At 55.3% G+C, this 23,659-nt stretch carries 20 protein-coding genes; 8 read left to right on the top strand and 12 right to left on the bottom strand.

Translation table 11 applies throughout. From position 1 onward, the window contains the following. Window positions 1-136: 136 nt before the first annotated feature. Window positions 137-1,000, top strand: a complete 864-nt coding sequence (locus ACMU_RS18415; protein WP_035262960.1) for a hypothetical protein — start codon at window positions 137-139, stop codon at window positions 998-1,000. A gap of 74 nt (window positions 1,001-1,074) precedes the next feature. Here the strand turns inward: ACMU_RS18415 and ACMU_RS18410 are convergent, their stop codons facing one another. Then, a complete protein-coding gene (locus ACMU_RS18410) occupies window positions 1,075-2,082 on the bottom strand; it encodes a nucleotidyl transferase AbiEii/AbiGii toxin family protein (RefSeq protein ID WP_035262957.1) in 1,008 nt (335 codons plus the stop codon). Between the two features lie 2 nt (window positions 2,083-2,084). Next, the gene (locus ACMU_RS18405) at window positions 2,085-2,681 is read right to left on the bottom strand and encodes a DUF6088 family protein (protein WP_051371964.1); all 597 of its coding nucleotides are present in this window, start codon (window positions 2,679-2,681) and stop codon (window positions 2,085-2,087) included. Window positions 2,682-2,928: 247 nt separating this feature from the next. Here ACMU_RS18405 and ACMU_RS18400 point away from each other — a divergent pair, with 247 nt between their 5' ends. Continuing rightward, a complete protein-coding gene (locus tag ACMU_RS18400) occupies window positions 2,929-3,183 on the top strand; it encodes a helix-turn-helix domain-containing protein (protein ID WP_035262954.1) in 255 nt (84 codons plus the stop codon). Between the two features lie 299 nt (window positions 3,184-3,482). Further along, window positions 3,483-3,680 (top strand): hypothetical protein, encoded by a 198-nt coding sequence (locus ACMU_RS18395; protein ID WP_035262952.1) that lies wholly within the window; start codon window positions 3,483-3,485, stop codon window positions 3,678-3,680. A 59-nt stretch (window positions 3,681-3,739) separates the two neighbouring features. Here ACMU_RS18395 and ACMU_RS18390 read toward each other — a convergent pair whose 3' ends face one another. The 8 genes from ACMU_RS18390 to ACMU_RS18355 all read right to left on the bottom strand — a co-directional run bounded on the left by ACMU_RS18390 (window position 3,740) and on the right by ACMU_RS18355 (window position 15,394). Next, window positions 3,740-4,876 carry a DUF4268 domain-containing protein gene (locus ACMU_RS18390; RefSeq protein ID WP_035262949.1) on the bottom strand — a complete coding sequence of 379 codons (1,137 nt, stop codon included), beginning with the start codon at window positions 4,874-4,876 and terminating at the stop codon, window positions 3,740-3,742. Continuing rightward, complete coding sequence (locus ACMU_RS18385) at window positions 4,863-5,630, bottom strand: DUF6615 family protein (protein WP_152544684.1); 768 nt, start codon at window positions 5,628-5,630, stop codon at window positions 4,863-4,865. Before ACMU_RS18385 ends, ACMU_RS18390 begins: the two co-directional genes overlap by 14 nt. Before the next feature lie 174 nt (window positions 5,631-5,804). Next, window positions 5,805-9,038 carry a type I restriction endonuclease subunit R gene (locus ACMU_RS18380; RefSeq protein WP_035262943.1) on the bottom strand — a complete coding sequence of 1,078 codons (3,234 nt, stop codon included), beginning with the start codon at window positions 9,036-9,038 and terminating at the stop codon, window positions 5,805-5,807. After that, window positions 9,035-10,285, bottom strand: a complete 1,251-nt coding sequence (locus ACMU_RS18375; RefSeq protein ID WP_051588454.1) for a restriction endonuclease subunit S domain-containing protein — start codon at window positions 10,283-10,285, stop codon at window positions 9,035-9,037. The genes ACMU_RS18380 and ACMU_RS18375 overlap by 4 nt, the downstream gene beginning before the upstream one ends. Then, window positions 10,282-12,324, bottom strand: a complete 2,043-nt coding sequence (locus tag ACMU_RS18370; RefSeq protein ID WP_035262941.1) for a type I restriction-modification system subunit M — start codon at window positions 12,322-12,324, stop codon at window positions 10,282-10,284. The genes ACMU_RS18375 and ACMU_RS18370 overlap by 4 nt, the downstream gene beginning before the upstream one ends. Before the next feature lie 79 nt (window positions 12,325-12,403). Then, window positions 12,404-14,107, bottom strand: a complete 1,704-nt coding sequence (locus tag ACMU_RS18365; RefSeq protein WP_081805604.1) for an N-6 DNA methylase — start codon at window positions 14,105-14,107, stop codon at window positions 12,404-12,406. 10 nt (window positions 14,108-14,117) lie between these two features. Continuing rightward, on the bottom strand, window positions 14,118-14,390 hold the full coding sequence (locus ACMU_RS18360) for a DUF4258 domain-containing protein (RefSeq protein ID WP_035262968.1): 273 nt from the start codon (window positions 14,388-14,390) through the stop codon (window positions 14,118-14,120). A gap of 86 nt (window positions 14,391-14,476) precedes the next feature. Beyond that, on the bottom strand, window positions 14,477-15,394 hold the full coding sequence (locus ACMU_RS18355; protein WP_035262936.1) for a GIY-YIG nuclease family protein: 918 nt from the start codon (window positions 15,392-15,394) through the stop codon (window positions 14,477-14,479). A 479-nt stretch (window positions 15,395-15,873) separates the two neighbouring features. On the opposite strand from ACMU_RS18355, the gene ACMU_RS18350 reads away from it, so the two are divergent. Continuing rightward, on the top strand, window positions 15,874-16,752 hold the full coding sequence (locus tag ACMU_RS18350) for an ArdC family protein (protein WP_035262933.1): 879 nt from the start codon (window positions 15,874-15,876) through the stop codon (window positions 16,750-16,752). Continuing rightward, entirely contained in the window at window positions 16,749-16,952 is a 204-nt protein-coding gene (locus ACMU_RS18345) for a hypothetical protein (protein WP_035262930.1), read from the top strand. The genes ACMU_RS18350 and ACMU_RS18345 overlap by 4 nt, the downstream gene beginning before the upstream one ends. Before the next feature lie 14 nt (window positions 16,953-16,966). Here ACMU_RS18345 and ACMU_RS18340 read toward each other — a convergent pair whose 3' ends face one another. After that, window positions 16,967-17,785, bottom strand: coding sequence for an AbiJ-NTD4 domain-containing protein (locus tag ACMU_RS18340; RefSeq protein ID WP_035262928.1), 819 nt, complete (start codon window positions 17,783-17,785; stop codon window positions 16,967-16,969). 298 nt (window positions 17,786-18,083) lie between these two features. Here ACMU_RS18340 and ACMU_RS18335 point away from each other — a divergent pair, with 298 nt between their 5' ends. From ACMU_RS18335 to ACMU_RS18325, 3 genes are read left to right on the top strand one after another with little or no spacing between them, the layout of a single operon-like run. After that, a complete protein-coding gene (locus tag ACMU_RS18335) occupies window positions 18,084-18,674 on the top strand; it encodes a helix-turn-helix domain-containing protein (RefSeq protein WP_035262926.1) in 591 nt (196 codons plus the stop codon). Next, window positions 18,661-20,469: a relaxase/mobilization nuclease domain-containing protein gene (locus ACMU_RS18330; protein WP_035262923.1), complete on the top strand. Its 1,809-nt coding sequence runs from the start codon at window positions 18,661-18,663 to the stop codon at window positions 20,467-20,469. Before ACMU_RS18335 ends, ACMU_RS18330 begins: the two co-directional genes overlap by 14 nt. Beyond that, a complete protein-coding gene (locus ACMU_RS18325) occupies window positions 20,462-22,354 on the top strand; it encodes a type IV secretory system conjugative DNA transfer family protein (RefSeq protein WP_035262920.1) in 1,893 nt (630 codons plus the stop codon). The genes ACMU_RS18330 and ACMU_RS18325 overlap by 8 nt, the downstream gene beginning before the upstream one ends. Window positions 22,355-22,465: 111 nt before the next feature. Here the strand turns inward: ACMU_RS18325 and ACMU_RS18950 are convergent. Further along, window positions 22,466-23,659, bottom strand: a 1,194-nt coding sequence (locus ACMU_RS18950; RefSeq protein WP_051588452.1) for an RNase H family protein, incomplete at its 5' end; no start/stop codon positions are given.

The following is a 23,659-nucleotide window of genomic DNA, read 5'->3' as shown; positions in this document are numbered from 1 at the left end:
AGAAAGAGGTAAAGCAAAAACAACGGCTTAGGGGTGCAAAACACCCCCTGACAATCCATGAACAAAGGGCGAAAGTTTCAAAACCGTTTTCGGACCAGAAGGCAAGTGTTGCTGCCCTATTATCTGGGGCAATCCAATGAGCTGGGCGGTTGCAAACGAATGCGCCGCGCGCCGCTTTGGCAGCGCCGCGCGCAAGCAGATCATCATGTTCTTGGCCGACAAGGCGAGCGATGACGGTTCGGGCATCTGGTGTTCCAAAGGAACGATCCAGCGCCACACTGAGCTTAGCGAAAGCACGGTCAAGCGCACCATCATCGACTTCCTGCGCGAAGGTATCTTGATCGAGACCGGGCGGCGGCATTGCAAGAACGGCTATACGGTAATTTACCGCATTGCTCTGGAGCGCGTGACCGCGCTCGAACCCACGGCCGAGCCCGACATCGAGACGGGGGTCACTGTGAACCCCGTCCAGCCTGAACCCGGTACGGGGTCCACGGTGAACGGGGTACGGGGTTCACGGTGGACCCCAAACCATCCTAAAACCATCCATAAACCACCTACGCGCAGGCGCGAGGCCGCAGAGGAGGTTGAAGATCTTGAAGGTGAGAAGATTCTTGCAGCCTATCCCAAAGACAGGATCCGAGACCGGCGGACTAGTCTGCGTTTGATCGCAGCGGCTGTGAAGGCCGGTGTGACGCCCGATGACCTGCTGCAGGCGGTCAAAGCCTATGCCAAGGAAAGCGAAGGCTACACACGCAGCAAGGTCTGTTTCTCGGACAATTGGTTCAAGATGCGCCGATGGGAGAAGGGGCTTGCCCAGGTACAGGCGGACCGAGGGAAGGCGCGAGAGGCCGAAGCCAAAGGGCGCGCCAGCCTCGCCGAGTGGATCCACGAGCGCCATCCCCTGTGCCGCCACATCACCAACCGGCAGATCGAGGATTTGATCGCGTCAAAGCTGGTGACGCCCGAACAGGTGCGCGCTGCGGGGCTGCAGGCATGAAAAGGATCGGCGTAAACTGCGTTTTTGGTGCGCTTGCACTCAGGGCAACGCCGTTGAGAATTTGCGTCCTCTGGTCAGCTGTTGATCTCGGTCTCGAAGGTCTCGATCGTAGCGATGATTTCATCGAAGGTTGGTGCGTCACCGATGATCATTTCACGCATCCCAGCATAGTCTTTTCGAAGAGCGACAGTCAGATCGGCGTTTGGGGTCAAGCGCAAAGCACCGGGCTTGGCCTCGTCGTAGTTTGCCCAGGCGGATTTGAAGAATACCGATTTGTGATGAGCGACTTGGGTCAGCAAATCAAGCTTTTCGAGGGCACGTATTTTGGCTTCATGCCCAATCAGCTGCGCCATATCGTAGTAATGGCGGGACATGCGATCTGCGAGGGGTTTGGTTGCATCTTGATGAAAAAGCATATGCAAAATGGTGGCTTTTTCCCAGAATGTGCGCTCGACCCCCAACACTTTTACGCCGACCAGACCGTCTTTCAGAAGATCGGGAAAAGCCTGATGTAGGTAAGGCGTAATGTCGATCTGCTCAGCGGGCAGCTGGACGCCACGGGCACCGAACTCAAAGCGTACGACCGGTTTGACATAGCCCGCATCGCTTTTTGCCAACGTAGGGTAGGCAAAGAGAATGGTCTGCGGGTCACTTGGGTCGACCGATAGCGTGAAGCTTTGTTCTAGACTGGAGCCAAAAGCTGTTTGAATCTCTGCCAGCAGTTGGCCTCCGACGGCTTCTTTCGCCGCTTCCTCCAGTTCCTGAAGCAACCTTTTCTGCTTCTTGCCCGATAGGTCCGGGTCTTCTGGGTCACGGTCGCCTACAAACCCGAGTTGTTCGCGGTCTAGCGAGAGGTCCACGTCCTCGGAGAAACGGTGAATCACGTCGTAGGCTTTGGACAGGGAAGTTCCGCCCTTGAAGATCATTTGCTCGCCAAAAGATGGTAGTGCAAAGAGCTGCTTTAGGGACCAGCAAACCCAGAAATCTTTTTCGATGATTGCCTTCGACATTCCAAGCTGCGCTGCAGTTTCTTGAAAGACTTCATCTCTGAGTTCAGGTGCGTCGTTGGCGAAATTTTCCATGCTTAAGCGTGTGCAACAATCTGTTGCACGACGGGGTGCATCCATGCAGGGACGTGCCTGCTTTGCTTTGCCAAGAGCTTCCGATCATTGTCGTCCAGTGCGCGTGCAAGGCGGTCGACGATTTGACTGTCTACACGGTCCTTGCCGACATAACGCAACGCCTGGAAGACAACCCCAGTCTTATGTCCTGCACCGACCAATGTTTTGGGGGATGCCTTGCGGAACTGGATGACTTGCCGCCCAACTTTCTTAGTGCGGGTTGGGCCGTCGGTCATATAGGTCGGCTTGGATGGTACCTGAGTGGAAAGGCCCAACTGATTGGCAGCCATCGAAGGAGAAGGTTGCAAGATCTGACCGTCCTTTCGAGCAACAGCTTTTGCGATGTCATCGGCGGAAGGCGACAGAAATCCGAAGCGCGGGCTCTTCTTCGGGTAGTCATACAGCCCCCGCGTCAGTCGGCGGATCACACCCTGATCAGCAAGGCGTGACAGGGCCTGATCTACGCTTGCGCGGGATCCGATGTCGAGAAAATCGGTCGGCGCAAAGATTGCGCCGCGACCTTTTCCGATGATGCGTTGCTTGATGTTTGACGTAATCATGTTCGAACTCCTTGTCAGAAAATATGGTATGTTTTTCTGAAAGTCAACGGGCCATGGAACAACCCCTCGGTAGGTGCAACTGGCATAGGGCAAAAAGGAGAACTGGTGCGAAATTTACGCTAAAGCGCAAAAATAGGAAACTTACGCTGCAGCGTAAGTTGTCGTGGGCTAGACTGCTGCGTCTATGATCTTTAGATCATACAGAGGATTTATGATCTAGGCATCATAGGCGGCGCTGGAGGCAGGCTTGCAGAACTTCGTTCGAATTCCCCGAGATCTTGGACATGCGATCCGTCAGGCTCGTCGAGAGAAAAACTTGACGCAGGCCGATCTCGCCACGCGCAGCGGTGTTTGGCAGGAAACGATATCGAAAGTTGAGGCCGGGCGGGGTGGTACAAAACTCGACACGATCCTGGCCCTGCTGGCAGCCCTCGAACTAGAGCTTTTGGTCAGAACACGCAGCAAGGGCTCTGCATCTGATTTTGACAACATATTCGAATGAATTTCTGCAGTGACGGAGTGACAGCTGTTAAGCCGCATCGGTTACTGTAAGGTCTTCAGCTCTTGCGACGCAGCATGACGAGACCGTTCAGTTTGTGAGTGCCGAAATCAAATCCTCAGCGCCGTGTTTCTGATTGCTGAACATAAGCGGGCAGCCGTGACAGACGCGGTGCAAGCCCCGCTTCAACAAGAAAATTCCCCTGCGCCAGCGCATTCCTCGCGAGGCAAGTTTCTCGCTGACAGCCCCTTGGTGCCAGCTTTGGTCATGTTCATCGAAACACTCAAAGTGAGGATCAAAAAATGGCTACTCAAACTCTGAAACTGAACGTCAAATCCGGCGAAAAAGACGGCAAGAACTTCTGGGACCGCTGCGGCGTCCTCTTCGTCAACACCGACGACAGCGGCAACATCACGTCGATCAACGTCAAACACAGCATGTTTCCCGACGTCGAAATGGTCGCCTTTCCGCGCCGCGATGAAGATCCAGTCACCGAGTGACCTCAATTCCAGGGCGGGTTCTCCGCCCTGGCCTTCATCGGCGAAAACAATGTTGCCAGCTAGGTCGCTTCATCTTGCGACCGAACCTGACGGTTGAGGCGCGAAAGGGGTTCACTGAAGGCCGCTTCCAGTTTTTGGATATGAGCCGCAAGCCAACCAATCATCTCGGGCCACGCTTCCCTGTTGAAGCCGTCAAAGGGCTGAGCGTAGACAATGCGGCTGGCCTTCTTATCGTCCATGCGCCGCCAATCGAGTTCGGCCCCAAAAGCTGCTTCGATCGTATCTTTCTGGCCATAGAGCTGATCGAACAACCATTTGTTCTCTGCGGTTTCAGACCGCTGTAAGCTTATCTCGACCCGTGCTTCATCTCGCGAGAAGATCATCTGATAGGGGCAAGACCTGGTCCCAGATCCTGCGCTGAGCCAATGATCTTTGGTTGGGCTGATATTCTGGTAAAGTGTAACGCCGTCGACACGCAGCTGTTCAAGGGCCGCTTCCCAGAAGTCCAAGCGCAGCTTGTGCCGCTTTTTCTGCGTGTCCTGGATGGCTTTCTCTTCATTTTCTTTGCTCGACATTCCGATCATGAAGTCCGCCGCCTCAGGCGTGGGAATAATCTGTTGAATGTCGACCATCAGCTCGTCGCCAAACGAATACGGAGTCACCTTGAAGCATTGTGCGCGAATTCCGCGGCTGAGGAGCCACAGGACCGTTGCTGTGACCTCGCGCCGAAAATTGGCTGCGATGAAGATCATCCGCTGGTCATTGCCTGGGTTGAGGACGGTTTCTTCCAATTCCTCAACTTCCATGAACTCGCAGATCCGCACGGCAGCATTGCCGCCGCCCGCATAGCGGTCGAGGTATTGCTGATAAATATCGACGATCTGGGTCTTGGTCAGGCCCGAAACGTAGGCGGTGTACTTCAGTGCCTGCCACGTCACATCTCGCCCGCTGTCATCAAGCTTGTTCTCGATCACAACGAGGTTGCCGTCCTTGTCGAGCGCCAAGAGATCCAGGCGTTCGCGGGTTTCATCAAACCCGTCGAACTCTTTTTGAATGATCAGCAATTCCTCCCCGAGGGCATCAGGTTGGTTGGCCAGCCACTCCTGCAAGTGGTCACGCTCGCGCAGGTTCAAGTCGGAAAAGTGCTTCTGGGTCAGGCGGGACAAACGATTTTGGTTCAAATCAACACGGAACAAAGAAATCTTCTCCTACTTCACTTGCATCAAAATATGCGATCCCGTTCAAGTTCTCTGCCATCAAGTAGGATTGCATCTCAGTTGTGTTTTCTTGAAGGCGCGCCCAGTCTGGGTCCCCATCGTGCATCTTTGTTTCCATGTCTGGATCGAGCAATTTCAAGCCGTTGGCTAACCCGCACCCCGGTCCATACTGGAAGAGCTCGTGCAGTGGCCGCATCCCAGGATGCAGAACGCTCAGTGTGCGTGACTTCTTTCGCTCGACAAAATTGGCAGACGCTACGGAACAGCCCCAAAAACTTGGCGGCTTGAACCCAGACGAAACTTGGCGGAACAACTGTCGGTTTTTGACATGGTCGTGGTTGTAGAAAACGTAGATGGGATTGTTTGGTCCCGCGCGCTTGATCAGAGTTTTTGTCTGACCCTTCTTCAGCACATGGCCATCGTACCGCCCCGGCATCAATTGGTTGGTTCTTCCGGGCCTTCGATCATGCCGCCGATACAGCTTCTTGGCCTGAACCCGGAAGCCAATGCGACATGGCCCTTGTTTAAAGAACCAAACCCAGTCTGCACCGGTATCTTTCTCGCGTTCTCGGGTAAATAGTCTAACTCGGAACCCAGCATTCGGGAGGTCACGTGCCATTTGCAGCAACAGACATTCAGTTATTGTTTCTTCCTGAAGATTTAGCCCTTCTCTGTAGGCGTTGTTCTGTTCTCGCCAAACAACACCCGACAATTCGCGCAGATATTTTTGCATTCCCAAGGCATGTATATTGGGTTTGCCGGGCCAAAACCTCATAGTGCCGTCTCTAATTGATTGCAGGTGGAGGCGGCACGTAGGACGGTGCATCGCGATAGCGAACTGGTCGCCCAGTGCCCGCTTTCCTTGGCGCATGTTTTTTGGGGCCAATCGGCGCTGCAATAGCTCGATTTATACATCGCCGAGCTCTCCAAGGTCGATATCTTTCCCCGCTTTGATCAGATCGTAAATAAGGTTCGTCAGGATGCCGAGGCCTTGCTTGTCTTCTTTGAGAAGATGAGTGGCCAACGCGTTGTTCGAACTCATTGCGCGCACTACCGCGCCTTGAACCGCGCCGGGAAGGCTTCCCTTCAACGCTTGGTCTTTGGAATTTTCCTCAACTTGCGCTCTCACGATGCTGTTTTCACGGGTTATCGAAACGATTTGGTTAACGAAGCTTGCTTGGTCCTTAATCGGAGCGGCTTCGCCAAAGATACCGTTCAATCGTTCGATCAGCTCCTGCAGGTAAACAGGAAGCTTACCGGGCGCATTTGAGCCGCCTGGTCCCGTGGGCTTCAAGTTTGGATCAGGGTCATCGCCGTTGTTGCCCTGGTCATCGTTCTTTTTGATGTCGTATCCCGTTAGTGAAATGCCTCTGAGGTCGACATGCTCGGGAGGGATGCCATTGAGGCGGTTTGCCAGGAGTTTTGTGAAAGCGGCAAAGTTCTCCATGCTGGGATCTCCCAGATCCAGCAATTGCGCAATGTAGGTGTAAGTCCTAGAGAATCTGGACAGACCCGATTTGAACTCCAGCATCCGCCCGATACTTTCCTCTAACTGCATCCTTTCATGCTCGGCCTTTTTCGCAGTGGCATCGTCTCCTGCTTCGGTTGCCTTCAGGAATTCAACTTCGCACCGAGCGGCCTCTTCGCGGAGCGCTTTGAGGCGGGCGTTGAACAGGTCGGTCGGTCGTTGGGTGGCCGCAAACATCGCCTTGTGGTGATCTTCTTCGCCGGTGTCGAAGGTCTTGGCGGTTTCGAAGCGCGCGACCTTGAACGCTTCAATGTCTTCGTCCGAGTAGATGCCCTGTTCGTCAAGGGTATCCTTCATGTCGTAGATGACGTTTGGGTCTTGAACCTCGGTGATTTGCGCGCCGGAATCATATTTGTTGAAGGCCGCTCGGATCGCTTCCGGGTCATTGACGAAGTCGACGACGAAGGTCTCTTCCTTGCCTGGGAAAGTGCGATTGAGGCGCGATAGCGTTTGAACGATTTCGACTTCATTCGCGATCTTCTTGTCGACATACATAGCAACGAGCTTCGGCTGGTCGAAGCCCGTCTGGAACTTATTGGCGACCAACATCACTCTAAATTCCGGCCTATCAAATGCGATGCGCAGGTCCTTGACCTCAACGCCCTTGTTCATGTTGCTTTCAGTGAATTCCGCATCATCGTCACAAACGAACAGATCGCCTGAAATCTGCGTGTCATCGGAATGCATGACGTCCTTGCCACTGAGCTTCCCCGAGAAAGCGACCAGCGCGCGAACGTCTTTGTACTGAGGGTTCGCCATGACAAACGCATCGAAGGCCTTCTTGTAGCGAATAGCCGCCGCACGCGAGCTCGTCACAACCATTGCCTTCGCTTTTCCGTCAAGGAGAGGCGAAACGTTGTGCCGAAAGTGCTCCATGATGAACTGCACTTTCTGGGTGACGTTCGTGGGGTGCAGGCTCATCCATTTGGCAAGCGCCCGCTTGGCCGCCTTGCCGTCGACGCGCTTTTTGTCTTCTAGCTCTTTTCCCAGGTTGAAGGCGGTCTTGTATGAGACGTAGCCCTTGAGCACATCGAGGATGAACCCCTCATCAATGGCCTGGCGCATCTCGTATTTGTGGAACGCACGCGGCAGGTTGTCTGGGCCTGCCGGACGGGACGTGTCTTGCGGCCTACCGAACAGCATCAAGGTCGAGTGCTTTGGTGTCGCAGTGAACGCGAAATGTGACAGGTTCTTTGGCCGGGCACGGCTCTTTTGGATCTCGGTCAAGAGCTCTTCGACGGTCATATTGGCAGTGTCTTTGGCCGAAGAAAGAGCGAGCGTCGCCTGCAGCTTCGAAGCAGTGCTGCCGGTCTGCGATGTATGCGCCTCATCGATGATCACAGCAAAGCTACGATCCTTCAGCGACGTTTCCGTTAGGATCGCTTCCATCGCGTGCGGGAAGGTCTGCAGCGTCACCACGATGATCGGAACGCCTTTTAGAATGGCCTCTGCCAGCTGAGCTGTTTTCGTTTTCGAGCTTGTCTCGCGGTCAATCGCAGCGATCATGCCCTTGCGATGGTCGATCTGCTGAACAGCATCTTGCAGCTGGCCGTCCAACACGGTTCTGTCTGTCACGATGATCACGGTGTCAAAGACTGCCTTGCCGTCATCATGGCGCAGCTTGGTCAGGTCGTGCGCCGTCCAGGCAATCGTAGATGTCTTGCCCGACCCCGCACTGTGTTCGCAAAGGTAAGCGTGCCCAGGGCCTTTCTCCTTGGCATCCGCGATCATCTTGTTGACCGCGTCGTGTTGGTGGAAGCGCGGGAAGATCAGCGTTTCCTTGACCGACCAGTTGCCCTTCAGGTCCACCACATCCTTCTTCTCTACATAGACGAAGCTGTGGAAGATGCGCAGGAAGGCATCCGGCTGGCAAATCTCCTCCCAGAAGTAGGCGACGGGGTATTCGCCGTCGTCACGCGGCGGGTTGCCGCCTTTGCCGTCATGGCCGCGGTTGAAGGGCAGGAAGTAGGTGTTCTCGCCCGCCAGCTTTGTGGCCATCCAGATTTCACTATCAGACATCGCAAAATGCACGATGGCACCGCGTTTGAACGTTAGCAGCGGGTGTTTGCGCCCGGTGGCTGGGTCTTCGGGCAGGCGGTCACGCTTGTATTGCTCGCGCGCGCTTTCGGCGGATTGGGTGAAGTCGGTCTTGAGCTCGACCGTGGCCACAGGAAGCCCGTTGATGAAGAGGCCCAGATCGATCGCCAGCTCGCGGCCGGGATGATATTTCAGCTGCGGCACCACGCGCAGCCGGTTGGCTGCATAGCGTGCGATGATCGTCTCGTTGCGCTGATCTTCGGGCGCGGCCTCGGACATATCGATCTGACCGCAGCCCGCGATGGAAAAGCCACGGCGCAGAACCTGGATGGTGCCCTGTTTCGCCAAAGCGGCGTCGAGACGGGAGAGCAGCGTTTCGCGGGCGCGATCACCGTTCAGGGCGACGAGTTTGTCCCATTTCGGCCCTTGGGTCTCTTTGATCCAGGCCTCCAGATCCTCGGTGTAGACGGCGGTGTCTTGGTCAAAGCCTTTGGTGTCGCCAAGTAGCCAGCCCTGTTCCGTCAGCTTTTTGACGACATAGGTCTCAAGGTGTTTTTCGTGGTGCAAATCGCTCATGCTGCGGCCCTCACATCAATCTTACCGGTCACCGCCGCCGTAATGAGCGCCGCGCGTTTTTCTTTCAAAAGCGCGATGGAGCGCTCTGTTTTTTCAATCAGGCCTTCGATGCGTGCGGTTTCACGGTCGATATGACTGAGGATTTCATCTTGCTCCTCCAGCGGGGGCAAGCAAACGCGGATATCGCGGAAGTACTCCCAATAGAGCCGCATCCGAAAATCGGCGATCCCTCTGGAGTATCTGCGAATTTCTTCGGCAGCGCTTTTTGTATGCAATAGGTGCTCCAAAAACTTGGTTCTAAATTCGGCAATAGGCCGCGCGACAACATAGGCAGGACTGACCAATCCAGACACAGCCACGGCACCAAATGCGCCTTGCCACGCACGCATCATGTTATAGACAAGGTCGCCCGGTTCAACACCTTGATATTTCGTGCGATCTTCGCTCAAGGCGACTTTGCGGTCGCGTTCTTCATCAGACAGCTCGCCATCTGACACGCCATTGTGGATCGACACGGAAAGCACTGGCAAATCCGGGTCTGGCTTTCGGAAAGCTTCGCGAAACAGGGTCGCGATGCGAGGTGCGTCCCAATGAGCTGGAATGTCGCCAATCCATTCCACCCCCGAGGATTTCATTTCGACGTTCCGGTCGATGCCCTTGGTAACGGCGTGGTCGATAACGGCCGCGCGCTTTTCTTTGAGCAGCGCGATGAAGCGCGTCTTGTTCTCGATCAACCCATCAATCCGCCCGGTCTCACAGTCGAGATAGTCGGCAATGGTTGTTTGAACGCTTTTCGCAGGTGTCGGGGAAGTGAGAGCTCCGGCAAACGCCCATTCTGCACGAGGCATTTTGGCCCCGTTCGTAGAAGCATTCAGGGTTTCGATAAAAACCTGCGACAGGAGTTGGTAGGCTACGAACCGAGGCTCACAGGAATCGTTTGGGCGAAGAACCCAAAGATCGCCAATAGCTTCGCCGTCTGAACGCGCCAAGTATGCCTTTGCGAGGTAAGGGCGCAATTTTCCAAAAAGAATGTCATCCTCTTTGAAGCTGATGCCGTCGCCGTCAAAGTCAGCCTCTGTTGGCACGAGTTTCCCTGTCCAACTCTCGATATTTTCAAGCGCAACGACGTTCGTCTTGTTTTTGCTTTTTTTCGAAACCTTGCGAACAATTTGCTTCAGCGGCTTGAGTGACCAGCCTTCGGGAACGGCAGTTTCGGGAATTGACTTAATCGCTCCGAAGGATCTCATTCTGTCACCTCCGCAAGAACCTCGGTGATCGAAGCCTCGATGGCCTTCAGCTCTGCATCGATCTCGTCCAGATCGCGCGGTGGCACATATTCATAGAAATAGCGGTTGAAGTTGATCTCATAGCCGACAATCCCGATGTCGCCATCGGTATCGTCCACGTAAGTCTCATCGATATAGGCGTCACGGGCGTGAGGCGTCACCTCGGTTTCGAGGTAGTTATGGATATCGGTTCCCATGGGCACGTTTTCGTAATCCGTCAGATCATCGTCGGGGATCAGGTTGCCCTTCTTGTCTGTCACCGGGTCCAGATCTTCGTCCCGCACGCCAAAGGCCTTTTGAAACGCCTTGATCAGCGCGGCGTCGGCTTTGCCCAGCTCCGAGTCTTTCTTCGCCGCCGCCTTGGCAAAGCTGTCGATCCAGTGCCAGTCATGGTCGGTGCCTTCGTGCTCTGCCAACAGGTCACGCCAGCCTTGGCGCTGATCATCAGAGCGCTTTGCCCAAGCCGTGTTTTCGGCCAGCGCCTCAAACCCGGCGTCCGACACAACGATCTTGTGGCGCAATGGGCGCAGCACCCTGATGCGGCGATAGCCGAAGTCCTGAGCATCAAGGATGAGGCTTTTCTTGGTCGGCTCGAAGTCGGCATAGAGCTGCACGATATCGCGGATTTGATCCTCCCCGATCTTGCGGCGCTTGTTGCCCTCGCTCTTGCGGAGCGGTTCATACATCTCGGTCGCATCGATCAGTTGAACCTTGCCGCGTCGGTCAGCAGGCTTGCGGTTGGACAGAACCCAGATGTAGGTCCCGATGCCCGTGCGGAAGAAGATCTCGGTCGGCAGGGCGATGATGGCCTCGACCACGTCTTGTTCCAGCAGGTGACGGCGGATTTCAGATTCACCCTGACCGGCGTTGCCGTTGAAGAGGGGAGAGCCCGAGAGCACGATCGCCGCGCGCCCGCCGCCCTTTGCGGGGTCTTCAAGCTTGCTGAGAAGGTGCAGCAGGAACAGCATCGAACCATCGCTGACACGCGGCAGCTTGGGGCCAAAGCGCCCCTCGAATTTCTGGTCGCGGTGTTCGCGCACGACGTCGGCCTGGTCCAATTCCCACTTCTTGCCAAAGGGCGGGTTGGAAACGCAGTAGTGGAATTTGTCGTGGCGGAATTTGTCGGCAGACAGCGTGCTGCCAAGCTTGATGTTCTGTGACAGATCGCGGCCGGGGTCGGACTTGAGCGTCTTCAGAAGCATGCTCGCCAGACAGACGGCGTGGGTTTCAGACTCCAGCTCCTGGCCATAGGGCACAAGCGTTGGTGCCGTGCCATAACGATCCTGCAACGACTGCACATGCTCCATGCCGTCGGAAACAAAGCCGCCGGTTCCGATCGTCGGGTCATATAGCGTGCGAATGATGCCGGGGTTGTCGATGAACATCTGGTCATCCGGTTCGAGCAAAAGCTCGATGCCCAGGTGGACAACGTCGCGGGGCGTCATGAAGTCCTCGGCCGCTTCGTTCACCTCGGCCCCGAAGCGGCGGATCAGGTGCTCATAGACGTTGGACATGGTCCGCTCGGGGACCGCGTCGGGATGCAGATCGATCGCGGCGAAGTTCTGGCAGATCTTGTAGAGAACGCCCTTCTTGTCCATCTGGCTGATCGTGTTGATGAAATCGAACTGCTCGAAAATCACGCGGGCATTTCCGGAGAACTTCGCGATGTAGTCTTCAAGGTTCTGGCGGGTGCGACCAGACCCGAGCGTTTCAAGGCTGTAGCTGGAGGTGTTGTAGAATGGGTAGCCGGTTGCCTGACGCAGGATGACATCGACATCGAGCCCGTTTTCGACGGCCATTTTGTGCATTTTGGCGGCTTCTTCCCGAGTGGGCTCAAGGACGCATTCCAAACGGCGGAGAAGCGTGAAGGGCAGGATTATCTTGCCGAAATCGACGTGTTTGAAGTTGCCCCACAGGTCGTCCGCATTTTTCCAGATGAAATCTGCGAGTGACGTGTGGGTGTTGTTGGCTTTTGCTGTGGTTGATGTCTGTGTGTTCAAGGCTCAGGTCTCATTCTGATTGGGTGTTTCACGCTTGGCGTGAAAATGAATTGAATTGGTCTGGGTTGAAAGCGGGCGGTCAGGATTCCTCAAGGTGCAGCTTTCGGCTTGGCCAAGAGTTTGTGCGTTCGGCTTCAATCTCGGCCATGATTGCTTCGATCTGAGCATGCCGCTCTTGCCTCAATAGAAATGTGTGTTCTGCGCGTTCGGCGTCGTCATCGGAGGGAATTGGAACTCGGAAAGCCTTCAGGTCTTTGATAGCGATTGATTGGATCGCTGCACCGCCAGCAAGTGTGCGCAGTGCTTCAACGACTGTTGGATTTGCCAGGTACTCATAAAGAACCACACCGGATATTCCTCCGCGTTTCGGGCGCAAAATCATGAAGGATTGCCCAGCCGTCCAAAACCCATCTTCGTCGCCAGTCGGCGCATCGGCAGGTACGAGTCCTGCGGTGCCGATCGTACCTTTGACCGACAAGACTACATCGCCGGGAAGTAAGCGTTGGTTGCGAGCTTTGCGCATCTGCGCGCGTTCGAGCGTCGATATTTTGTTTGGTTTCATCAGTAGACCACTATCGCCAACATCTGCCGGTGACGCCTCGAAGATGGTGAATTCGCCGTCATCCGCTTTGCCCAAGCTCAGAGGCCGGATCAATTCGACAGCATCTTCCAACTCAATCGTGCTTGAGCGTTCTAGAAAGCTATCAAGTGCGGCTGCAGCTGGCGGAAGCAAATACCGGTTTATGCTCAAGATGAAGTCTTTCTCCTTGATCTCTCTGAGCGAGACATCCTTGGCGAAGGTTTCATCGATTGAGGTGCTTTCCTCAAAAAAACTGGCCCAGTTTGTGCCCGGAAGTATTTCTGGACGCCCCCTAAGGGTTCTCCCAGAGAACTGTGGATGAGAAAGATCCAGCATTCTGACCTCGGGATAATCTTTGCCTGAAGGGCCGAGAACCAAAACGTCTGTATTGATCATTGTGTTTGGGAAAATCATGCCACCGGGTACCGCAAGGATCCCTTTCAGACGGCCGGACGCGACGAGCGCTTCGCGCGCCAAAGGTTCAACGCCAACTCCCCGAAACATCAAACCGTCGGGCACACAAAGGATTGTATGGCCGCTGGTTTGTGCCAGCGCGTCCGCTAGAGCAAGTGCATCTTCGGTTAATCGTTTTTTCCCTTCCTCTGCGTCCAATACCGCGAGTGTGCGTCGCGGAAACTGGCTTGTGTTTGCGGGTCTGGTGCCGAAAGGGGGAAAGGCCACTTCTGCGTCAAAAGCGGTGGTATTGGTGCGCGCCAAAGGATCAGCGTTTTGGACCTGCAATTCGCACTCCAAGAGAACGGCAAGGCTTTGTGCAAAGTCACAAATGTCCTTATTTTGTGCTACGAAGAGCACTGCCTTGCCGCGCATTGCCAGTAAAAGTGCTGTGTGGAGAGAGGCCTCAAACGAGCAGCGTACGGAACTCGCGCTATCGACAAATTCTGCAAAGCGCTTTGCTGGGGTTTTGGGCAGCCATAGCTCGTGGCGCCCATGACTAGATGCCATTAATTCGTCAATCGCGGTAAGACGTTCCTTCGGCGAAAGGTCAAGAAGTGCCTGTGTGGCCTCATCAAGAGCTTTCCCGCCTGCATGCTCACTCGCGGCCTCCAAACCAATTGGGGGGGACATCGAATTTTCAAGGTTCAAACGGGATGCGCCGCTGAATGCCAAAATATGGGCTGCATGCTGAAGGCCGGAAACTTCCCGCATAGTTGAAAGGAATAGCCATGGATTGAACTTAGCCATTTTCAGCCCCTTATTTTTTTGACGCCGGACGTGCGAAACTGCCAGTGTTGTATGTCGTGATCTGACAGTCACCAGCAACGACGACCGTTACCCCGCCTTTGCACTTGGCGCGCTCGAGGAGCTTCAGTGTTTGGCGAAGTTCGGCCGCGATTTCGTCGCAGTCCTTGCGGCGCAACACAATTTTGTCGCCGTCAAAAACGCCATGCTCCAGCGCTAGGTCTACCATCTGCTTGTTGATGCCGCGCTGGTTCATTCTGCAATCCATGTGGTTTGTAATTTGCATCGACTTGCTCCTCTTGATGACCAACAGATAGGACTGCCTGATTTGAAAATCAACCCCTTATTTTAAATTTTTAGCATGAAGCCCTGTCAGGTCGAGGCGCTAGCTTCAGCTTGTTGCCAGTCATGGTAGGTTTGTTTCGATCCTTTGACCTTCCACTCCAGGCGTCCATTGCTGTTTCGATCCAAGACGACAGCAGCGGCGGCTGAAGGACTATTGAACGACCAAGGTTTCGTGAATCTGAGTTTTTGGTTGCCGTCCGCGACTAGAATGCCGTCCGAAATGAGTTTTCCCTTCAAGCTGCCGTAGCTTTGTTGGACATAGCCGGTTTCAGTGAGCGCTTCGGACCCTTCCAGCACAACAAATTCACCGTCTTCTTCGACAGCAGTCGCTTTGACGCCGCTCTTGTGGCGGATCTCGAACTGCACTTCTCCTTCGGTCCGCTCGTCGACATGCTTCGCTGTCTGTGTCACCGCGCGCGGTTGTGGTTTGAGCATGTCCAGGCCGATCACGGGCAGGATGATGCGCAGGTTTGAAAGAAATTGCTCCATATTGGCGACGTCGGCCTCTGGCAGTCGTCGTCTGCTTGTGTCCGGTTGCGTGCCGTTGTCCAAGGTGACGCGACCTGCTTGAGCAGCTTGTTCTATGAGCCGCGCTTCAAGATACTCTGCGTGCCCTTTGGATAGGTCGTCGTCACTTGTCGTTATGGTGATGGCCGTTTCCCAGAAATCTCTTTTGATCGCGCTTTGCTTGATCCTCTCAGCCACAGAGTTCCCAGATCCAATATAGGCACGGGTTGCACCGGCCTTTTCCGGATCAGGACCCGACAGTATGTAGATGCCAGTTCGATCGACCTCTTCACGAGCGGCAAGGTCGCCGAAAGCTGAAGCCCCACTTACAAAAAGCAAGCCTGTCCAACCATGGATCGTCGCTTTTCGCAGCCCGGTTGGCTTCCCGTCTACGAGGAAAAGCTGGATTGTTCGACCGAATGAGCCCTCTGATTGCACGATTTGATCCTTGAAAACCTGATTCTAAAAATTGTTTGCACAGCACACTTTAAACACGAAATTACATGATTGTCGTCCCGTCGAGACGGCTTTTACAAACGGACTGCATCAGGGCTCAACGGGCCTTTGGCCCGCTCACCCCGATCCAGGCATCATTTAATTTGATTGGTCCGCCCAACATCCCTGACCGTGGCGGTCAACCTTAGTCCATCCCCAAAATCAGCCACCAATTTCCCCTGTCTCGCGGGCGAGCCATTCCTCGCGGGTCAAATTGGCGTCTGATTTTGGCGCAGACATTTTCTTCGCAAATGTGGCCGATTGACAGCCCCGTTCAGGGCCGTGGGTCGGGCTTTGCCCTCTCCCACTCTGTTCCGCCGAATACATGCGTATTCGGTCAGATCAGGTGGCCGAGGCGCAGCCCAACGGCGGAAAGGGGGCGCGCAGCCTCACCCGCGTCACTTTGATCGAGGAGGCCACAAATGGCACCGAAGTTTGATGTTTATGCCCATGTCACCGAAACCATTATTGCAGAGATCGCGGCAGGCACGCCGCCATGGCGCAAGCCGTGGACAGGGAGCGCGTCCGGCATTGCCCTGCCGACCCGATACAACGGGGAGGAGTATCGCGGGATTAATATCCTGATGCTCTGGGTCATGGCAGCAAAGCATGGCTATGTGTCCAGCCGCTGGATGACCTACAAACAGGCGCAGGAACTGGGCGGCCAAGTTCGCAAAGGCGAAACGTCGTCCACCGTGGTCAAATACGGGACCTTCACCCGAGAGAACGAATTGGGCATCGAGGAAGAGCTGCCCTATGCGCGCGCCTATCGTGTGTTCAATGCGGATCAGATCGAGGGATTGCCGGAGGATTACTACATCCGGCCCGAGGCCCCGCGCGATCTTGGCACGGCGGAAGATCCAGAGCTTGAGGCGTTTTTCAGCCGGACAGGGGCGGAGATCCTCACCAGCGACGACCCGCGTGCCTATTACAGCCCCGCCAAAGATCACATCCACATGCCGCCGATTGCCACGTTTCACGATGCGGCAGGCTATTATGGGACGTTGGCCCATGAGGTGATCCATTGGACCGGCAGCGAAAAGCGGCTAGAGCGCATCAAGAAGTTTGCGAACCGCGAAGCCTATGCCTTTGAAGAGCTGGTGGCGGAAATCGGTGCTTGTTTTCTGGGTGCTCAGATCGGCGTCGCGCCGGAATTCGACCAAAGCGCCGCCTACGTTGAAGGCTGGTTGAAAGCTCTCAAAGAGGACAAACGGGCGATTTTTCGTGCGGCATCTGAAGCGCAGAAAGCTGCCGACTTTGCTTTGCAAGCAGCAGGTCCAAGCAAGGAGGTGGCAGCATGACTCCCGACTATCACAGCGATGATTTTGCGACCGCGCGTCTGGAAGACACCGTCAGCCTGCGAAGCGCCGCCCGCGAGGCGCGCGCCACGCTTTACGCGGTGTTGGACCGGCTCGAGCTGAACGATCTGGATGGCGAGGAGCAGCCCTACATCGACGATTGTCTTGGGGCTCTCGCAATCCTTGAGGAGGCGTTGCGATGACGTTGCGCAGAGGTTTAGCTGTTAGGTCCTTTACCTTTGCGAAGAATGTAGACGCTTAGCGAGGCGGCGAGCCCGACTACTAGTTCGGCTTCATCAAAATCAGGTTCGTTTCCTTCTAGAAGGTGACGTCCCTGATTTGACGAAAACCCCCACAACTGCCCAACAGTGGCGTCTAGAGGGCTTGGTAGATGTAGTGATTTTACTGCTCTGCCAAGCGTCTCTTTTGTCTGGCCTACATCGCGTGCAACACATTCGAGTGCCGCCATGGCATGTTGTATCGCCCCAGTTACGTCGGCTTTGGGTCTTCGAGAAATGTCTTGTAGTGCCTCGTGCAATTCTTCGCGGGCTGTGTTGTTGCCGTGGTCTTTCATTGTTTGCTTAGCTTGCTGGACCGCTAGCTCGAAACCTTCGTCACCCCTGGCAAAGATGCCGCCGTTTTCCATCTTCCAACCGATACCATGTTCTCGACAAAGCTGGTTGAAACCTTGCTCAAATCTTTGGGCTTCAGGACTTTCATACCCCGCGAATTGGTTTGGTCCCAACTTGCGATGCAGCTGTTCCGCAACATCGTACACTCTGTACCAGCTAGCGTCGTCGATGAGGTTGGCGATTTCAAAATCGACATTCGACTTTGACCAGTTGTTGGTATCCGGCCTTTTCAGCAGCACCTGGCACACGACTTCTCGGATCGTGTCTGATGATAGTCCTGAACGGAGAGCCAAGGAGATCAAGCCGACGCGCAAGGCTTCGGGTGCATCCTCTCTGACGGTGATTTCTGCTGCATCCGGCTCATAGCCATGCCGCTCTGAAAATGAGGCGAGTTCGTCGTTCATTGATCCACCGAATCTGGCCTTTGCCAGTCTTATTGCCGAGCTGAAATTCTTTTAAGAATTGTTGCGTCACTATCGCGTCGATTTGCTTTTGGCACAAGAAGCCGACCCATTGAGCAGCACATCATTTTTCAGCTTGGGCAAAGTACGGTCGGGCTTTGCCCGGCGGTCGCAGCCTATGGCTGCTCCAAACGGAATACGGGCAGTTGATGCAATATTATAATATTGAATCAATTATGGCGAAGTGCCATAACAGGGCTGCCTGTATGATGCTGGCAAGAAATAGGGGTGATTACTTCACATGGGCCGACCGCGCGCACCACGGCACAAGCGACTGACGCAAAACCAGCGTTTTGCCATCGTGCGCAAGCGTGCCGAAGGGGTGCCGATCGAGGATCTGGCCCGTGAATTCGGCGTCACGACCCGCAGCATCTTCTACACGTTGAAGGGCGATCAAAGCCGCAAGCTTGATGCGCGCGTGCGTTCAGAACTGGTGAATGTCCGACTGACGCCTAAGGAGCTTGCGGGCTTCGATACGGTGCTGACGCGGCATGATATTGCCAACCGCGCCGAAGGGCTGCGTCGGCTGATCCATGCCTCAAACGACCTCTTCGTTCCTGACGACGAACTGGCCAATCAGATGCAGGGGCTATCGGCCTCGCTCAATCGCACCGGCAACAATATCAACCAGATCGCGCAGCGCCTGAACGAGGCAAAACGTCAGGGCAAGACGCCACCTTATGGCAATTCTGCCCACGGCCAGGTGCGCGCTTTGGCCGGGCTGATCTTCGATATCGCAGACCAGGTTCAGGACATGGCGCAGCGCCGCCGCAGCGCGCTGTCCGGCGAGGTTGCCCGCGTACTGGGAGGCTTTGCCGATGGCCCGGAATAGCGCCGTTGCCGCCGCGCAGGAGGCCTTCTTTGATCGCGACTGGAGCCGCATTCGTGGCAGCGTGCCGCGTGCCCGTGCCAAGCAAATGGCGCGCGCCGCCATGGGCCATTCACCCGCGATCTTCAAAGCCATTCGCGACGGCGGCACACACAACAAAACGCAGCTGCGAAACCAGCTGGAATACCTGACCACCAAGTCGAGCTTTATCATCGACAGCCGTGGCACCTATGACGGCCAAAGTGTTCTGTCAGCCAAAGAGATCGAGCAGGTCACACGCCGGTTTTCAGCGCAGTGGAACGAAGGGTTCCATCCCAAGCTGGGGCATACTTCACATCTATTGATGGCCTTCCCGATTGGCACGCGCGGCGAGGATGTTGCCGAGATCACCCGCGAGATTTGCGAGCGTTTCTTTCAGGGCGAAGGCAGCCATTTTGACTACATCGCGGCCGTGCATGAGGACCGGGATCACCCGCATGCCCATATCGTTCTGAACCGGCGCAGCAAGGATGGCGAGTTCTTCTTTCTGAAAGAAGGGCACCACTTCAGCTACGACAGTTTTCGGGAGGCGATGGTGGAGGTGTCGGACCGCTATGGGCTGCGGCTTGAGGCGACCCGAAAGCTCGAACGTGGGATCACGACGAAAAGGCCAAGCGATGTTGACCAGCGTCGCGCGCAAGCCTCGGGCCAAAAGCTGATTGAGCGCGAGCGCGTGGGCCCCGAGCTGGACCGCGCCTTGGCGGACGTGGCGCAGAACGCGCGGCTTTATCGCGGATTGGCGGCCGAAGCTTCGCGCGAGAACCAGCACGACATCGCGGCGGCTTTGGACAAGGCCGCGACGCTTTTGGCGCAGGGCAAACCGATTGAAGCAGATGGAAAGGTATATGGTATGGCCGAAGAACAGCATTCGTTTGATGAGGTCGTGGACGCCTTTCACGACAAGATCAACCAAGCTGAACGCATCGTAGCGGACGCCCCGGTGGAGCGGCGCGCGGCACTGGAGCATGAGCTGAACGACATCTATCGCTCTTTGTCGCATCTGAGCCCAATGGGAACGCAGTCGCACACCTTGCTCGAAGATGCGTCCAAGAGTGGGATCTATTCGGCCGCGAACATTCAGGCGGACGCGCAAGGTGCCTTGCAGGAGCCAGCGCTCGCCGAACGTCTTGAGCAGGCTTTGAAAGGCACCGGGATCAACGCACAAGAGGTGACGCGCCGCGTCGAAATCGGCGCAGGCAATGCCGCGTTAGAGCGGCAATGGCTTGGACAGGATCTGAAGGCAATTTCCAACAAGGAAGGCTTTGACCTGTCACGCGCCGATGAGCTGGAGAAGGCGATCGACCGCCTTGACCAGGTGCACAGGGATCTGGGCCGTGTGTTGGCAGATTCTGAGGTTCTTAAAGAGAGTGGGACGGTGGAGACCGACCGGCAGGAAGCCATCATCGACCGGCTGCCGCCGACCACTGCTGAAATCCTGAGCCGTATGAGGGACGACCCAACCGCAGATCCATTCCGCAGCGATCTGGAGCGCGAGACCTTGCGGGCTGAGCTGGAGGATCTGATTGGTGAAGAGCAGGCCCCCGACTTGGCGATTGGCGATGAAACCACGCTCGAGGAACATATGGAAGACCGTTTGGACCGGCTTTATGCGGCCAAGGCCTATCTGCAGAGCGATGCCGCTCTGGCGAACAGTTTGGCGATGGAGCATGTCCTCGACGAAATCGCCAATGAGGAAATAGACCTCCAACGCGAGCGGCACGTCGATGCCGACGGCGAGAAGGGTGTGACGCATGGATAAGACGCGGATCGCAATTGGCGTCATGAGCTTTGCTCTTCTCGGCACGGTGCTGGGGTATGTTCTGGCGTCGGCCTTTCTGACGTTCCGCTGGTTCGGGGTTGGGGCGGATATCGATTTTCTGATGCTGGCGCGCAGCTACGGGGTTCTTCGAACAACCCATCCCGACGATATGCAGATTGTTCACTTGATCGTGGGGATCAGCACTTGCGCCGGTGTTTTGCTCAGTGCTGTTTTGATGAACGACGCGCTGACGAAGTTCGGTGAAACCCACTGGCAGCACATGTCTGAGATGAAACGGAACGGCTTTTTCGGCAAGCCCGGCCAAGGGTTTGTTCTCGGCAAGATGGGAACGCCCAAGAGCCGCAAACCCTATGTTATGTCCAAAGTCTTTCCTCATGCACTGATCGTGGCCCCGACTGGACGCGGCAAGACGACGGGGTTCGTCATCCCGAACCTTTTGACCTATCAGGGCAGTGCCGTAGTGCTGGACGTGAAGGGCGAAAATTTCGAGGCGACCGCGCGCCACAGGGCGGCGCAGGGCGACAAGGTCTTTCGGTTCGCGCCCACAGACTGGAAGGACGGCCGCTCGCACCGGTACAATCCATTGCTGCGCATATCGGCGCTCGAAAATGTCGACCGCCAGCAGATGGAGCTGCAGCTCTTGGCTTCGCTGTTCCTTCAAGCCGAGAACGATCGCGTTCAGGGGCTTCTCGATGGCGGTATCGATCTGTTCGTGGCGGCAGGGCTTTTGGCGTTCGAGCGAAAGCGGCCGACCCTGGGTGAGATCTACCGCATCACCGCATCAGGCGGGGACAAGCAGAAGGAGTACCGCCGTCGCGCCGACGAAGTCGCCAACCCGGCTGCCAAGTTGATCTTCATGCGCATGGCCTCGACCAACAACGACACGCTGACGTCCTACCTTTCGCTCTTGATGACCTCGGGACTCAAGCAATGGTCGAACCCGGCCATCGATCGGGCAACCGCAACTTCAGACTTTGACTTTCGTGACATCCGAAAGACGCCGTTTTCCGTCTATCTCGTGGTTGAACCGCTGATGGTGAAACCCCTCGCGCCGCTGATCCGTCTGTTTTTCTCGGACTTGTTGGCATCTCTGCAGGATCATGAACCTGGCAAGGACGAGCCTTGGCCGGTGATGATCGTGCTCGATGAGTTCAACCGCCTAGGCAAAATGCCCATTGTTCTGGACAGCATCGAAACTCTGCGATCCTACCGGGCCAACCTCGCGATCGTCACACAGACGATCCCGGCGTTGGACGAGATCTATGGTGAAAATGCCCGCCGCGCCCTGCAGGGTAACGCGGGCATCAAGCTCTATCTGACCCCCTCAGATGAAAAGACCATCGAAGAGCTCAGCAAAGCCGTCGGTAAAACCACCAAGCGCGTTGTAACCCGCTCGCGATCAGTAGGCCGCAACCCGTTCGCCGGGCGCAGCATGTCTGAACGGACAGAAGAAACTGCGCTTCTACCCGAAGATAAGGCGCGGCGCATGGATCTTGATGACATCGTCTTGGTGGTCGACGCGCAAATGCCCGTCCGCGCTAAGCGGATCAAATACTATGACGACCGGTTCTTCAAACAGATCTTCAACAAGCAGGCAGGCGATATGCCATATCCCTCAGCTGGGGATCAGATGCGCGGCCTGCAAGGACAGATTAAGGCGCTGGAGGCTAAGGTTGGAGCGCTTGAGGTGCCGAGAGCGGTTTCAAATGAGGGCCCTGACGGTGGCGGGAAGCGGCGCGAAGAGATCGACGGTTTGGCCAAAGAAGGACGGGGTGCTGTGTCAGGCGAAAAGGCAAATTTGGATGAGTATCAGGCGGGAACAGATCGAGTGGAGAGATTCATGAAAGACGCAACACAGGGATGAAAGGGGGATTCCGGACTTTCGCTGCAGGTGCAAATGTTTAACCGACAACTTTAAAAGCGGACACCTCTGTGACCGTGGAAGGCTGCTTCGCAACAGCTCATCACCCTTGATTTACGGCTGACTTTGTTTGGCTGCAGCGAGGCCTGCCAGCTTGTCAGCCCGTTCATTGTGCAGATCACCAGCATGACCTTTGAGCCAAACGACCTTGATATTTCTCGTTTCGGCTTCGTGCTGTAGCTTTTTCCAGAGATCAATGTTTGTTTTTAAAGCCGTTTCTTTATTGAAGCCGTTCTCAACATACCTGCTGTCGGTGCGTATGATTGCAGAAGCACCCGACGGTAAGGAAAGAAGTGCTTCCAGAACCGCGCGAAGCTCCATCCTATTGTTGGTGGTAGATGCCTCGCCGCCAGATTGTTCATCTGCCGTGTCATGAACTACGTACGCCCAACCTCCCGGGCCTTGGTCCTTACCGCGCTTCTTACCCGAAGTCAGCACAGAGCCATCAGTTGAAATTGTAACCGTGTTCTTGCTCGTCCGAAATCGCTTATTTTTTGGCAGAACGATTGGTGCATCCTCAAAGAACTTTGGCTTGATGTCGGCGAGCAAGCCTATTCCACCTGTGCGGCGCTTATCTTCAGCATTCATCGATTGAGCCTGCTGTGCGTACCACTTGCGAAAATTCTCAATCTTAACGTCAATTTTCTTGTCTAGATCTTTCATTGTGGAGCGTGAAGTAGAGTAGGCAAAAGCCTCGCCCCATCCACGCAGAACTTGGTCAATGAGTGTTTGTGTTTGTGTATAGCGTTGACGAAAAGCGAAGCTATCCTTCGCTCTCCGCACTTCTTTAATCGCAGATCTGCCGTTTGAAAAATGCTCATCAATGGACTTCAAGATGCTTGCTCGTGCTTTGGGTGAGGGCTGAAATAAACCTGGTTGGCAGGCATAACCCAAGAACCAAAACCCACCTAAGCGAGCGTCACCATATTCAGTCTTGTTCTTGTCTGCAGCCAATTGAAAAGGATCGTGGCAGTCTAAATTCATCTCTTTTAGGAAATTTTGGGCGGACACAAAGGCACGCCTACATCTTTTTTCAGATGTTGAAAGCAGCAGAAAGTCGTCAATGAAACGGATGCAGATCACACCTCTATCATTGAACTTAATATCAAAATCGTAGAGCAGGATATTGCCAAACAGCGGAGACAACGGCGATCCTTGCGCCACACCTTCTTCGTTCGTTGGGAAAATAGATCGATCTTCACCAAGTGCGACCTCGTTTGATAGCGTGGTCGTAGTAGCAGCTCTCAG

Origin of the sequence: Actibacterium mucosum KCTC 23349 (assembly GCF_000647975.1) — a bacterium.
Lineage (GTDB): Bacteria > Pseudomonadota > Alphaproteobacteria > Rhodobacterales > Rhodobacteraceae > Actibacterium > Actibacterium mucosum.
Note: the sequence above shows the minus strand (reverse complement) of the source record. Positions and strands in the feature narration are given on the sequence as shown.